This is a genomic window from Lentzea kentuckyensis, from assembly GCF_002150765.1.
Lineage (GTDB): Bacteria > Actinomycetota > Actinomycetes > Mycobacteriales > Pseudonocardiaceae > Lentzea > Lentzea kentuckyensis.
In genome coordinates this window covers 25658-39453 of record NZ_MUYM01000062.1, presented here as the reverse complement: position 1 = coordinate 39453, position 13796 = coordinate 25658, and the positions used below count along the sequence as shown (strand labels likewise).

General features: G+C 68.9%; 12 protein-coding genes. 9 read left to right on the top strand and 3 right to left on the bottom strand.

The genetic code is table 11. The features are described from left to right. Positions 1 to 153 precede the first annotated feature (153 nt). Both B0F77_RS27815 and B0F77_RS27810 read right to left on the bottom strand, forming a co-directional pair. Complete coding sequence (locus tag B0F77_RS27815; protein WP_086665950.1) at positions 154 to 921, bottom strand: hypothetical protein; 768 nt, start codon at positions 919 to 921, stop codon at positions 154 to 156. Positions 922 to 1082: 161 nt separating this feature from the next. Then, positions 1083 to 3260, bottom strand: a complete 2178-nt coding sequence (locus B0F77_RS27810; protein WP_245848724.1) for a translocation/assembly module TamB domain-containing protein — start codon at positions 3258 to 3260, stop codon at positions 1083 to 1085. Between the two features lie 77 nt (positions 3261 to 3337). Here B0F77_RS27810 and B0F77_RS27805 point away from each other — a divergent pair, with 77 nt between their 5' ends. Further along, positions 3338 to 4489: an AI-2E family transporter gene (locus B0F77_RS27805; protein ID WP_086665949.1), complete on the top strand. Its 1152-nt coding sequence runs from the start codon at positions 3338 to 3340 to the stop codon at positions 4487 to 4489. Positions 4490 to 4648: 159 nt separating this feature from the next. On the opposite strand, the gene B0F77_RS27800 is transcribed toward B0F77_RS27805, so the two are convergent. After that, complete coding sequence (locus tag B0F77_RS27800) at positions 4649 to 5845, bottom strand: GGDEF domain-containing protein (RefSeq protein WP_086665948.1); 1197 nt, start codon at positions 5843 to 5845, stop codon at positions 4649 to 4651. 124 nt (positions 5846 to 5969) lie between these two features. Here B0F77_RS27800 and macS point away from each other — a divergent pair, with 124 nt between their 5' ends. The 8 genes from macS to B0F77_RS27760 are packed head-to-tail and all read left to right on the top strand — an operon-like array spanning position 5970 to position 13578. Continuing rightward, on the top strand, positions 5970 to 7130 hold the full coding sequence (gene macS, locus B0F77_RS27795) for a MacS family sensor histidine kinase (protein WP_245848722.1): 1161 nt from the start codon (positions 5970 to 5972) through the stop codon (positions 7128 to 7130). Continuing rightward, positions 7127 to 7789 carry a response regulator gene (locus B0F77_RS27790; RefSeq protein ID WP_086665946.1) on the top strand — a complete coding sequence of 221 codons (663 nt, stop codon included), beginning with the start codon at positions 7127 to 7129 and terminating at the stop codon, positions 7787 to 7789. Before macS ends, B0F77_RS27790 begins: the two co-directional genes overlap by 4 nt. Positions 7790 to 7809: 20 nt before the next feature. Further along, positions 7810 to 8319 (top strand): DUF1707 SHOCT-like domain-containing protein, encoded by a 510-nt coding sequence (locus B0F77_RS27785; protein WP_245848721.1) that lies wholly within the window; start codon positions 7810 to 7812, stop codon positions 8317 to 8319. 36 nt (positions 8320 to 8355) lie between these two features. Then, on the top strand, positions 8356 to 9807 hold the full coding sequence (locus B0F77_RS27780; protein WP_086665944.1) for an SDR family oxidoreductase: 1452 nt from the start codon (positions 8356 to 8358) through the stop codon (positions 9805 to 9807). A 36-nt stretch (positions 9808 to 9843) separates the two neighbouring features. Beyond that, positions 9844 to 10875, top strand: a complete 1032-nt coding sequence (gene tdh / locus B0F77_RS27775; protein WP_086665943.1) for an L-threonine 3-dehydrogenase — start codon at positions 9844 to 9846, stop codon at positions 10873 to 10875. After that, positions 10875 to 12053, top strand: a complete 1179-nt coding sequence (locus B0F77_RS27770) for a glycine C-acetyltransferase (protein WP_086665942.1) — start codon at positions 10875 to 10877, stop codon at positions 12051 to 12053. Before tdh ends, B0F77_RS27770 begins: the two co-directional genes overlap by 1 nt. Positions 12054 to 12100: 47 nt before the next feature. Next, positions 12101 to 12595 carry an RNA polymerase sigma factor gene (locus B0F77_RS27765; protein ID WP_211294057.1) on the top strand — a complete coding sequence of 165 codons (495 nt, stop codon included), beginning with the start codon at positions 12101 to 12103 and terminating at the stop codon, positions 12593 to 12595. Continuing rightward, the gene (locus B0F77_RS27760; RefSeq protein ID WP_143466933.1) at positions 12580 to 13578 is read left to right on the top strand and encodes a hypothetical protein; all 999 of its coding nucleotides are present in this window, start codon (positions 12580 to 12582) and stop codon (positions 13576 to 13578) included. Before B0F77_RS27765 ends, B0F77_RS27760 begins: the two co-directional genes overlap by 16 nt. The last annotated feature ends 218 nt before the right edge of the window (positions 13579 to 13796 follow it).

Sequence of the window (13796 nt, the reverse complement as noted above, 5' to 3'; positions counted from 1 at the left end):
GTTCATGGGGGTGGGGCCGGGCGCGCAGGGGAAGGCGCGCCATCACCGGGGGAGTCGCACGCGGTGATCGACCTGAAGGAGCGCAAGAAAAAAGCGCGACGGTCGATTTCCGGACAGCCGGGGGAGAGGGCTGTCGCGAACCGCGCGCTGGAATCAGTCGGGGTTGATACCGGGCTGCTTGCCCGGCGTCACGGTCACCTCGTCGGTGGACGGCGCGAGAGCGCTCGTCTCCGAGATGCCGTGAGCATTGCCGGACGCAGCGAGGGCAGCGATCGTGCCGCCCTTGGCAGAACCAGAACCGTCGTTGCACGAAGAGCACTGCACCGGCGCGGGGGCCGGGACGGGCAGCTTCGGCATCGGGTTGCTGGGCAGGGAAGGACGCTGCTCGGAGGGCACGACGAAGTCGTCGTGCTCCAACAGGTCCGTCCACGAGGCACCGGACGGGCCGGTGAACTGCGAGACCACCGGGGCAGGCTGAGCCGCCTCGGTGACAGCCGGGGTCTCCGGGAAGATCACGTCCATGGACCGCTCGGTGGCGGGCGCCTGGGACTGACCGATCCTGGTGACCTGCGGCAGGATCCGCTCGGCGATCTGTGCGACCGCCTGCTGAACCTGCACGTCCGGAAGAGCGGCGCGAGCCTTCTGCTGCTCGGTCCGCAACGTTTCGTCGATCTTGTGCACCGCAGTGGCAGCGGGGACGACCGGCAGCTTCTCGTCCGACTTGGCGACGATCTTGCTGACGACGTCGAACTGCTGCACGTCCGCGGCAGGCACCGTCTCCGCGGCGTTCGCGGCAGACGTGGTGAGCGCCCAGGCAACGGCCGTTCCCGCGATCGCACCGCCGACAGCGAGCAGCGCTCGGGTGGCGAACCGGCGGATGCCGTTCGCTCCCGTCTTCGCTCGCAGATCGGCGGAGAACAACGCAGGAAACCTCGCTACTCGGTGGCACTCAAGGGATTCGCCGACGATCAAGTGATCAAGTCGACGTCGGCGACTCTGCCAGTCCCACTGCCCCGAATGCACGCTCAGAGCGCACGGTTAACTACATCGTGTGAACGACCGCGTCAGTCTGCCGGTCAAGATCAAACTCTCTTGAGCACGCGTGCCGCGCCTGCCGCCGCAGTCGACGCGAGCACCCACCCGACGGCGACGAGCAGCCCGGAGATCCACTGTGACGCGCCCGTGAACTGCCACTTCCCGTCGTGGCCGAAGTCGATGATCGGCAGCAACAGGTCGAGGGACAGCAGCCAGGCGTTCCACACCGGGTCCTCGTCCTTGTTGAGCTTGACCATCGGGTGCCACTGGAACCACAGCGCTCCGCCGAGCCAGAACACGCCGAGCCAGCAGATCGCGAGCCACGGCCGGTAGCCGTACCCGACCGTCCACCGCTGCACCGCGCCCCAGACCCGCCCGGCCCAGCCGAGCTCGGAGTAGCGGCGGCGTTGCTTCTCCAGCTGGACCTTCTGCGCGAGCTCCTCCTCACCGCCCTGCTGGTAGACGGCGGCGAGCTGTTCGTACGGTCCTGGCGCGAAGTCCGGCTGCACCTTCAGCAACCACTGCAGCCGGGTCTCGACCCGCACCTCGGGATCGGCGGTGATGCCGGCGAACTCGAAGTCGTCGACGGCGACGCCGCCCTCCGCGTCCCACAGACCGGGGCCGTCGGTGACCGACACCGCCTTCAGCCTGCTCAGCACGACCTTGCCCTTGGGCTGCTGGCCCGCGGGGATGTGCAACCGGAACTGGTGCACGGTGAGGCCGTAGGCGTTGAGCGCGATGTCGGCGGAGGTCGAGCCGAGGTGCGAGTCGCTGAACGTCGCCATCTTGCCCACCTCGCCCAGCCGGAGCCGCACGCCGCCGACCGCGGTGAACCCGCGGCTGCACAGGAGGTCCTTGCCGATCGTGATGGCGCGGGCGTCGAGCGACGGCTTCTGCGTGCCGTTGGGGCGCAGCCGCGGCAACGTCAGTTCGGCGCCGGACATGTCGAGGGTGGAGCCGATGTTCGCGTTCTGCAGCCGGATCGAGCCCTTGGCCCTGAGCTCGCGCAGGAAGAGCGTGCCGCCGATCTGCAGGCGGTCGGCGAACAGGACGTCGATGCCGGGCCCGTGCAGCGAGACGCCGGACATGCTGGCGCTGCCCTGGATCTGCGCGTTCGACAGCCGGACCTGGCCGTAGGTCTGCAACGGCGGAGTGCGCGTGCCGCTGTTGTTCGCCGCGCTGCGGGCCTCGACGTCACCCCTGACCTGCATGCCGTCCGCGTGGAGGGCGACCGGGATCCGGTTGGTGACGTCACCGGCGAGCTCTTCGGCGACCTCACGCGGCCCGATCACGGCACCGGACAACCGCAGGTAGCCGCCGACGATCGCGTTCGGCAGCCGGACCGTGCCGGTGGAGGTGAAGCCGTTGTCGAGCTCGACGTTGCCCTCGACCCGGATGCGGTCGGCCACCAGCGTCGCCGCCTCGTCGGCCAGCCCGTGCGGCAGCACCAGCACCTGGTTGTCGACCTGGTGGGTGGAGTTGAGGCGGGCGCCGGTGAACTCGAGGTTCCCGCCGACCCGCGCGCCGTCGAGTAAGACCCGGCCGTCCGCGGTGAAGCGGCCGCCCTCGGCGTTGCAGAAGACGTTGCCCGAGACGACGATGCCGGACGCCTCCAACGCGTCCCGGCCGGTGTTGATCAGCCGCGCGCCACCGAGGTGGACGCTGCCGCCGATCACCGCGCCCCGGAGCCGGACCTCGCCGTTGGCCCGCATCGCGATGGCCTGGACGGATCCGCTGACGCGCAGGCGGGCGCCGAGGAACGCGTGTTCGCTGTTGGAGCGGAGGACCGCGCCGGCGAGCCGGAGCGTTCCGTCGACCGCCGCGTCGGTGAGGTCGACGATGCCGGTGCAGGTGAAGCCGGCTTCGAGGACCAGGTCGCTGAACACTCGGAGGTTGCGGCCCTGCAGACCGGGGACGCGGGTGCCGCGCAGCCTCAGCCCGATGAGCCGGGCCATGCGCAGATCGAGTGATTCCTCGAAGGTGCAGTGGGTGAGGTCGATGACCCGCGTGACGCGGGTGCCCTCCAGCTCGAACTTGCCGGTGATTCGCGCGTTTCGCAGTCGCAGAGCGGGCAATCCCTTGCGCGGCACCCGGTACATGCCGGTCAGCAACCCGGTGAGCACCTCGCCGCGCACGCTCTGTCCGGTCAGGTCGATCTCGGTGCCACCCGCATAGGCTCCTGCTACCTGGCGTTCGACATCGGTCAAGTCTTCCGGCTTGATCACTTTCGTCCTCCCCTGACGAACGGATCATCCCATCAGGTTCCGCGTTGGCCAGGGCCCGAACAGTTAACGTGAGGTACGTGAGCGCACCGGAGTCGGAGATCAGCAGTCGTGTTCCGCTGCTGCTACGGGTAAGTGCTGCCCTGAGCTGGCGCTTCGTCGTTGTGGTGGCCGCGTTGTACGTGGTCGCGTACGTGTTCGGCTTCCTCGCCTCGATCGTGATCCCCGTCGCAATCGCGCTGTTGCTGGCCGCCCTGCTCTCGCCCGGCGTGGCGAAGCTCGTGGAGTGGCGGGTGCCGCGCGGCGTGGCGACGACCGTGATGATGATCATCGGCATCGGCGTGCTGGGCGGCGTGCTGACGTTCGTGATCAGCGAGTTCTCCCGCGGCCTGCCCGAACTGCAGACGCAGGTGGCGGCCTCGCTCGACACGATCCAGCAGTGGCTGAAGGACGGGCCGGCCCACCTGTCCGACCAGCAGCTGCAGAACTACCTCAACGAGATCGTGAAGACGATCAAGGAGAACCAGGCCGAGATCACGTCCGGCGCGCTGACCACCGCGGCGACCCTGGGCGAGGTGCTGACCGGACTGCTGCTGGCGCTGTTCACCCTCATCTTCTTCTTGCACGACGGTGACGGGATCTGGCGGTTCGTGATCCGTGTGGTGCCGTGCGACGTGCGTCAGCGTGTCGACGTGGCCGGCCGTCGCGGGTTCGGCTCTCTCGTTTCTTATGTGCGCGCGACGGCGGCTGTTGCTGTCGTGGACGCCGTGGGTGTCGGTATCGGCCTGGCGATCATCGGCGTGCCTCTGGTCGTGCCGCTGTCGGCGTTGGTGTTCCTCGGTGCGTTCATCCCGATCGTCGGTGCGGTGTTCACGGGCGCGGTGGCGGTGTTGATCGCGTTGGTGACCAACGGGCCGATCGCTGCGTTGGTCGTTCTCGCCGTGCTCATCGGCGTGATGCAGCTGGAGTCGCACGTGCTGCAGCCTCTGTTGCTGGGTCGTGCGGTCAAGCTGCACCCGCTGGCCGTGGTGCTGGCGATCGCCTGCGGGTTGGTCGTGGGCGGCATCGCCGGGGCGTTGCTCGCGGTGCCGTTGCTCGCGGTGCTGAACTCCGGGATCCGGTCGCTGGTGTCGGACGCGGACGCCGAGCAGAAGCCGGAGAAGGTGGACGTGCTCGAACCGCAGGACACGGCGCCGAAGGACGACAAGAGCGAGCGGGTGAAGGAGCTCTAGTGCCTCGGCTGGCAACCTTTGCCCCGTCTTCGGCGGTCAGACGGGTGCATCGCGGTGCCGGCCCCACTTCCTCATCCTGGTTGGCTGTGGGAGTGGGGTCGGTGCCGCGAGGCACCCTGCTGAGCGTCGAAGACGCGGCGAAGGTTGCCGGCCGCGGCACTAGGCCATCGACACGAGGTTGCGGCCGTACGCCTTCGCTGCCAGCAGCGCAGCGTCGGCCGCCACCAGCAGGTCCGGCAGTTCGTAGCCGAACCGGGTCGTGGTCGACACGCCGATCGACACCGTCAGCCCGTGCAGCTCGTGGGGTTTCCCGTCGGTGGCCATAGTCGGCACCCGAAGCGCGGCCACGGCCGTGCGCACCCGTTCGGCCACCGACTCGGCCTCGTCGGGCGTGGCCTCGGGCAGCAGCACCACGAACTCCTCGCCGCCGAACCGGCCGACGAGATCGCCCCGCCGAACGGTGCCGCGCAGCAACAGCGAGATCGCGGCCAGCGCGGCGTCGCCCGCCAGGTGGCCCACCTCGTCGTTGACCCGCTTGAAGTGGTCGAGGTCCATGAGCATCACGGCCATTGGACGGGTGCGGACGGCGCCCTTGGTCAGTTCGTAGCGAGCCCGGCTGTCCCAGTGCACGGCGTTGGCCAGGCCGGTCTTGGCGTCGCGCTGGGCCGAGCGGCGCCACTGCGGGAGCTGGGCCGCTCGTTCCAGCAGGGCCAGGGGCGGGCCGGCGATCAGGGCGTGGATGGCGTTCGACTCGGCCACGCAACCCATGAGGCCGCCGATGGACACCGCGACGATGCCCAGGACCACGTCGATGGGTTCGCCGACGTTCTCCTCGAAGGACGCGGACGGGGTGCGGAGCTTCAGCCCGAACGCGATCAGCGCCGCGCGCAGGGCCAGCAGCACGGCCGCACCGCCCACCATCATCAGGAGGTTGGCGTGCGGGCTCGCCCAGCCGAGCAGGTAGCGGGTGGCGAAGACGGCCAGCGACGTGGCGCTCAGCGTGAACAGCCAGCGGTGCGTCTCGGGGCGTTGCTCCAGCAGGCAGTGCAGGGCCGGGCCGAAGAGCAGCAGGACCATGAGGTTCGGCGGCAGGGCGAGGATGCCGGCCGTCAGATAGGAGAGGTGCGCCGCCCACGGATTGCGCTCGGTCTCGCCGAGACGGTGGCTGTAGATGGAGCTGCCGATGATCACCGCGCCCGCGGTGCCCGCGATGGCCGCGAACCTGCCGATCTCGGAGGGTGACGGGGTGGGCGTGCAGATCACCACGCCGACGACCGTGGCCAGGGCGAGGAGGTCGATGAACAGCCAGTAGCAGAGCGCGGGCCGCCGCAGTGTCCACACCGGCCAGTCGCGCACCTGTATGCCCTCCCCACCTGAACCCGGAGAGCGTCGCACATTCCTCCGTTCGGCAGAAGACGGCCACCTGGGGGTTAGCCAGCGCACGTTCACGCGGCAGGATGGTGTCCGAAAGGAGCACAGCGTGCGCAAACTGCCTGCCGAACGTGTGACGAAGGCGATCGACGACCCGGCCACACCGCTGTGGCGCGGGGCGATCGCGCTACGCATAGTCACATTCCTCTTCGCGGCGGCGAACGTGATCGCGAACCAATCCGGTTACGTTCGGCCGTGGCTCGCGTGGACGACGCTCGGGGTGATGGCGCTGTGGTCCGTTTTCACCAGCCGCGCCTACAGCACGACGTGGGGCAGGCGCTGGCCGTTCGTGCTGATCGACCTGGCGCTGACCTGCGGGCTCATGTCGCTGTCGCCGTTGATCATGTCCGACCACCAGCTGCTGACCCTGAACGTCCCGCTGATCACCACGATCTGGGCGTGCGTTCCGGCGGTCGCGCTGGGCGCACTCGGCGGTGCGGCGGCCGGATTCGGCGGCGGGCTGACGGTCGGCCTCTTCACCTACCTGTCGAAGGGCGTGCCGAGTCTCGACCTGCTGCGCGACGTCGTGCTGCTGGCCGGCGCGGGCATGGTCGTCGGCATGGCCTCGGCCACCGCACGACGTTCGGCGGTCCTGCTCGCCCAGGCGTTGCGCGCGGAAGCGGCGACGGCGGAACGCGAACGGCTGGCCCGTTCCATCCACGACAGCGTGCTGCAGGTCCTCGCCCGCGTGCGCAAACGCGGCCTCGAAGTCGGTGGTGAAGCCGCCGAACTGGCCAAGCTCGCGGGTGAGCAGGAGGTGGCGCTGCGGAATTTGGTAGCCGCCGCGCCCACCGATTCCACTGTGGACGGCGAGATCGACCTGCGCCCCGGCCTGCAGCTCCTCGCCACCCCCAGGATCCAGGTGTCCACCCCCGCCACCCAGGTGATGTTCGCGGCCGGAGCGGCGGGCGAACTCACGTCGCTCGTCCGCGAGGCACTGTCCAACGTGGACAAGCACGCCGGTGACGACGCGCGGGCGTGGGTACTGCTGGAGGACCTCGGGGAAGAGATCGTGTTGAGTGTCCGGGACGATGGACCGGGCATCCCGGACGGCCGCATCGCCTCCGCCGCGGCGGAGGGCAGGATGGGGATCGAGAAGTCGATCAAGGGCCGGGTGGAATCGCTGGGTGGCACGCTCGAGCTCCAGACCGGGCCGGGGGAGGGCACGGAGTGGGAGGTTCGGGTGTTCAGGAAGGGGGCGGCAAGATGACGGTCTCGGTGATGGTCGTGGACGACCACCCGATGTGGCGCGAAGGCGTCGCGCGCGATCTGCAGGAGCGCGGCTTCGAGATCGTGGCGACCGCCGGTGACGCCGCGTCGGCGGTGCGCATCGCGAAGGCCGTGCGGCCCAACGTGGTGCTGATGGACCTCAACCTCGGCGAGCTCTCCGGCGTCGACGCGACCCTGATGATCACCAGCGAACTGCCGGACACCCGCGTGCTGGTGCTGTCCGCGTCCGGCGAGCACGACGACGTGCTGCAGGCCGTGAAGGCGGGCGCGTCCGGCTACCTGGTGAAGTCCGCGTCCTCCGAGGAACTGGTCGAGGCCGTGTCCCGGACCGCCGCCGGCGACGCCGTGTTCACCGCCGGCCTCGCGGGCCTGGTGCTGGGCGAGTACCGGCGGATGGCCGCCGCGCCCGACGACTCGGAGGAGAAGCCGCAACTCACCGATCGGGAGACCGAGGTGCTGCGGCTGGTGGCCAAGGGCCTGACCGCACGACAGATCGCGAACCGCCTGGTGATCTCCCACCGCACGGTCGAAAACCACGTCCAGTCGACATTGCGGAAACTTCAACTGCACAACCGGGTGGAGTTGGCGCGTTATGCCATCGAGCACGGTCTCGACGCCGAACCGGAGGCAGAGAAATGACAGACCCCAGAGAGTTACGCGTGTCCGATGCGGAACGTGAGCACGTCGTCAGCCTGCTGAACAAGGCGGTGGGCCGCGGCATGATCACGCTCGACGAGTTCACCGTCCGCACGGACACCGCACTCGGCGCCGTGACCAGGGCAGACCTGAACGCGGTGCTGATCGACCTGCCCGGCATGGTCAACAACGAGCTCGCGACCGCCCGCACCGAGCTGAAGAACACGATGGGCACCACGACCCGCAAGGGTCACTGGGTCGTGCCGCGCGAGCTGGTCATCCGCAACACGCTCGGCACCACCAACCTCGACTTCACCCAGGCCGAGGTGCCGCCGCTGGTCAACGTCGACCTGGACGTGTCGCTGGGCTCGGTGAAGCTGGTGCTGCCCGCGGGGTCGTCGGTGAACGTCGACGGGGTGGAGATCACCGCAGGCGAGCTGAAGGACAAGGTCCACAACGCGACCGGGTCACCGCACTTCCAGGTCAAGGGCGCGGTGCGCGGCGGGTCCGTGGTGATCAAGCGGAAGCGCTGATCTGCGGTTGCCCGTGCGGTCGCCGAGGATCGGGGCATGCGATGTCTCGTGACCGGCGCGACCGGGTACCTCGGCGGACGGCTCGTGCCCCGGCTGCTGGCCGAGGGCCACGAGGTGCGCTGTCTCGTGCGGTCACCGGAGAAGCTGCGCGACGTCCCCTGGGCCGGCCAGGTCGAGATCGTCAGAGGTGACGTGCTCGGCGACCTCGACGAGCCCATGCGGGACATCGAGGTCGTCCACTACCTGGTGCATTCGTTGCACTCGAAGGACTTCGCGGACGCCGACCGCAAGGCCGCCGAGAACACCGCGCGAGCCGCCGGACGCGCGGGTGTGCAGAGGATCGTCTACCTGGGCGGACTGCATCCATCGACCGGGCCGCTGTCGCCGCACCTGGCCTCCCGCAAGGAAGTCGGCGAGGTGTTCCTGCGCTCGGAAACGCAGGCCGTGGTGCTGCAGGCCGCGGTGATCATCGGGTCGGGATCGGCGAGCTTCGAGATGTTGCGGTACCTGACCGAACGGTTGCCGGTCATGGTCACGCCGCGGTGGGTGCACAACCGGATCCAGCCGATCGCGGTCCGGGACGTGCTGCGGTATCTGGTCGACGCGACCACGCTGCGGCAGAACCGGACGTTCGACATCGGCGGGCCGGACGTGCTCACGTACCTGGAGATGATGCTGCGGTACGCGCGGGTGGCCGGCCTGCCCAAGCGCCGCGTCTTCCCGGTGCCGGTGCTGACGCCGGGCCTGTCGTCGCACTGGGTCAACCTGATCACGCCGGTGCCGCGGTCGATCGCGAAACCGCTGATCGAGTCGCTGGTGCACGAGGTGGTGTGCCGGGAGAACGACATCCGCGAGCTGCTGCCCGGCGAGAACGTCGGGTACGACAAGGCGGTCGAGCTCGCGCTCACCAAGGTCCGCGACGCCGACGTGGAGACCCGCTGGTCGGGTGCCTCCACGCCCGGCGCGCCGAGTGAGCCGTTGCCGACCGACCCCGACTGGTCCGGCGGTTCGGTCTACACCGACGAACGTGAGCGCCACACGGCAGCGACTCCCGAACGGCTGTGGGAGGTCGTCGAGGGCATCGGCGGCGAACGGGGCTGGTACTCGTTTCCGCTGGCCTGGGCCATCCGCGGCTGGCTGGACCGGGTGGTCGGCGGGGTGGGACTCCGCAGGGGCCGCAGGGATCCGCACCGGTTGAACGTCGGCGAGGCGCTCGACTTCTGGCGGGTCGAGGAGGTCGAGCGCGGCAGGCTGCTCCGGCTCAGAGCCGAGATGAAGGTGCCGGGCAAGGCGTGGCTGGAGCTTCGAGTGGCGGGCAACGGAGGACACGGGTCCACTTACCGCCAACGCGCCGTGTTCGTGCCCAAAGGGCTCGCCGGACACCTCTACTGGGCGGTCGTCTGGCCGTTCCACGGCGTCGTGTTCGGCGGCATGGTGCGCAACATCGCCAATGAAGCTGAGCTGCACAAGAACTTCAGAAAGTCCTGATGGACTGCACAAGCAGCAAAGGGTGAGACTTCCCGCATGAAGGCTCTCGTCAAGGTCGCCGCTGGGCCTGGCCTCGAACTGACCGACGTCCCCGACCCCACGCCGGGTCCGACAGATGTGCTGGTCAGGGTGTTGCGCACCGGCATCTGCGGCACCGATCTGCACATCGACTCGTGGGACGACTGGGCGGCGCAGAACATCAAGGCGCCGCTCACGCTCGGACACGAGTTCGTCGGCGAGGTCGCCGAGATCGGTGCGTCCGTCACGGGCGTGAAGGTGGGCGACCTGGTCAGCGGCGAGGGCCATCTCGTGTGTGGAACGTGCCGCAACTGCAAGGCCGGCCGACGGCACTTGTGCGCCAACACGCGTGGTCTGGGCGTGCACTCCAACGGCGCGTTCGCGCAGTACGTCGTGTTGCCCGAACAGAACGCCTGGGTGCATCGCACGCCCGTCGACCTGGACGTGGCCGCGATCTTCGACCCGTTCGGCAACGCCGTGCACACCGCGCTGAGCTTCCCCGTCATCGGCGAGGACGTGATCATCACGGGCGCCGGGCCGATCGGGATCATGGCCGCGGCCGTCGCGAAGCACGCGGGTGCGCGCAACGTCGTGATCACCGACATCTCCGAGCACCGGCTGGATCTCGCACGCAAGGTCGGTGTCGACCTCGCGGTGAACGTGGCCGAGAAGACGATCGAGGACGCCCAGCGGGAACTCGGCATGGCCGAGGGCTTCGACGTCGGCATGGAGATGTCCGGCAAGCCGGTCGCGCTGCAGAGCATGATCGCGAACATGGCGCACGGCGGTCGCATCGCGATGCTGGGGCTGCCCGCGGATCAGTTCTCCGTCGACTGGAGCAGCGTCGTGCTGAAGATGCTGCACATCAAGGGGATCTACGGCCGCGAGATGTTCGAGACCTGGTACTCGATGACCGTGCTGCTGCAGCGCGGACTCGACCTCGCGCCGGTGATCACGCACCGGTACGACTACACGCAGCACGCGGAGGCCTTCGCCACCGCGCGGGAAGGCAAGTGCGGCAAGGTCATTCTCGACTGGACGGGAGCCTGATGTACGGCGAGCTGAAGAACGACCTCCTCAAGACGATCGGGGAGATCAGGGAGGCCGGGCTCTACAAGTCCGAGCGCGTGATCGGCACCCCGCAGAACGCCGCCGTCCGGGTCGGCCAGGGCGACGAGGTGCTCAACTTCTGCGCCAACAACTACCTCGGGCTCGCCGACCATCCACGGCTGATCGAAGCCGCCAAGAAGGCGTTGGACGACTGGGGCTTCGGCATGGCCTCGGTGCGGTTCATCTGCGGCACCCAGGAGCCGCACAAGGAACTGGAGCGCAAGCTCAGCGAGTTCCTCGGCACCGACGACACCATCCTCTACAGCTCGTGCTTCGACGCGAACGGCGGTCTGTTCGAGACGCTGCTCGGCGCCGAGGACGCGATCATCTCCGACGAGCTGAACCACGCGTCGATCATCGACGGCGTCCGGCTCTCCAAGGCCCGCAGGTTCCGCTACAAGAACCGCGACATGGACGACCTCGAGCGTCAGCTCAAGGACTCCGCCGACGCGCGCTACCGGCTGATCGCGACCGACGGCGTGTTCTCGATGGACGGCTACCTCGCGCCGCTCGACGAGATCTGCGACCTGGCCGAGCGCTACAACGCGCTGGTCATGGTCGACGACTCGCACGCGGTCGGCTTCACCGGCCCGACCGGACGCGGCACCCCGGAGCTGTTCGGCGTGCAGGATCGCGTCGACATCGTCACCGGCACGCTCGGCAAGGCGCTGGGCGGTGCGTCCGGCGGCTACACGTCCGGTCGCGCGGAGATCATCGAACTGCTGCGCCAGCGCTCGCGCCCGTACCTGTTCTCGAACTCCCTCGCGCCGTCGATCACCGCCGCCGCGATCGCCACGCTGGACATGCTCTCCAGTTCCTCGGAACTGCTCACCCAGCTGCGCTCGAACACGGAGCTGTTCCGCCGGCGCATGACCGAGGAGGGCTTCGACCTGCTGCCCGGCGAGCACCCGATCATCCCGGTGATGATCGGCGACGCGGCCGAGGCGGCCAGGCTGGCCGACCTGCTGCTGGACCAGGGCATCTACGTGATCGGCTTCTCGTACCCGGTGGTGCCGCACGGCAAGGCGCGGATCCGCACGCAGATGTCGGCCGCGCACACGACGGAGGACGTGAACCGGGCGGTCGACGCGTTCGTCGCCGCCCGCGCCAAGATGTGACCCCGGTCACGCACCGGTAAGAATTCCGGCGGTCGGCGCACTACCTCGTGAAGAGGGAGGGGGCGATCGTGGAGGACTTCTCCGCTGTCTACCGCGAGTGCTATCCACGGGTGCTCGCCTACGCGGCGAGCCATGCGGGATCGCGGCTCGCCGAGGACATCACCAGCGAGACCTTCACGATCGCCTGGCGCAAACTCGACCAGATGCCGTCGAACGCCCTGCCGTGGCTGTTGGGCATCGCTCGCAACCTCGTCCGCGCCGCTCGCCGGCAGACGTGGCACGACGAGCTCACCGATGTCGCCGCGGACGACGACTACGCCGTGATCGAGCTGCGGGCGGCCCTCGCGACCTTGTCCGAGGCCGACCAGGAAGTGCTCACGCTCATCGCGTGGCACGGACTGGGCGCGGCAGAGGCGGCGTTGGTGCTCGGCTGCACAACAGCGACGTTCTTCGTGCGTCTCCATCGCGCCCGACGAAGGTTGCGCGCCGCTCTCTCGACACCGAACTTCGACCGTGCGAGGGAGTCATGGAAGACCTCTTGAAGGACCTGGCGCAGGCCAAGCCGCCCGCTCCCGAGGTCGACCCCGATCGGATGGAACGCGACCTGGCGCGCATCATCGCGATGCCCCGGCCGGCCAAGACCCGGATCTCCGTGCGGCGCTTCGGCCCCGTGCTGGTGGCCGCCGCGGTGATCGCGCTCGCAGTCGTGCTGCTGCCGCGCCCCGCTCCGCCCGTGCAACCGGCCGCGCCGACTCAGCAGTGGCACGTGCTGACGCAGAAGTGGGAACTGATGGTCGTCGGTGAGCCGGCGAACCCGTACACGGTGTTGCTCAGTGCCACGAGCGAACGGTGGGCGTCCGCCGAGAGGCAGTTCGACGTCACCCAGAAGAACGGCGAAGTGGCGCCCTTCACCCCGGACGACGAAAGCAGGTGGGAGGCAGCGGGCAAACCGTCCACAGCACCTCAGCTCGGGGGACACAGCTCGGTGCGCATCGGGCCGATGCAGCTCGGCGTGCGGAGGATCGACGCCCCGGAGTCCAACCCGTTCACCGGACTGCCCGCGGACCCGGTGGAACTCAGGAAGACGCTGCAGACCATCAGCGGGGACAACGGTTCCCGGGACAGCCTCACCTACCGGACCGCGATGCTCGCCATGGAGATGACGACCGCGAACATCCGCGACGACCAGCGCCGTGCGGCGTTCGAGCTGATCAAGACCCTCGACGGGGTGCGATTCCTCGGCCAGGTGCCGCTGCGGGACGGCCGCTCCGGCGTCGGCGTGGCGATCGCCGCGCCGCCGACGTTCCAGTTCACCGGCTTCGAGACCCAGCTGGTGGTCAACCCGGAGACCGGCCTGCCGATGGTCAGGCGGAACGTCCTCACCGCGCCCCAGCACGGCCTACCGGTGAACACGCCGATCTTCGAGGAGACCTACCTCCTGCTGGAACGGACGACCATCGACCCGATCCTGCCCCAGGGCGTCGCCGTGAACGGCAATGTGGAATCCCCCATCATTGAGCGGTGATCCGCGAGCGCTACCGCGTGCTGCGCGGTCGTTCACAGCGCACGGTCAGCCCGCTGAATTGACGACGAGACGCACATCGTCGCTGACGGGACACTGCGGCCCGATCGGCTGAACACTGCCGGAGTGATGGAGCTCAAGCAGCACCGGCGGAACTGGACCGGTGGTGGGCGGGAGGTCCCGGTGCCGCGCCGATCACGGCAAGCGCCAAGCACATGTTC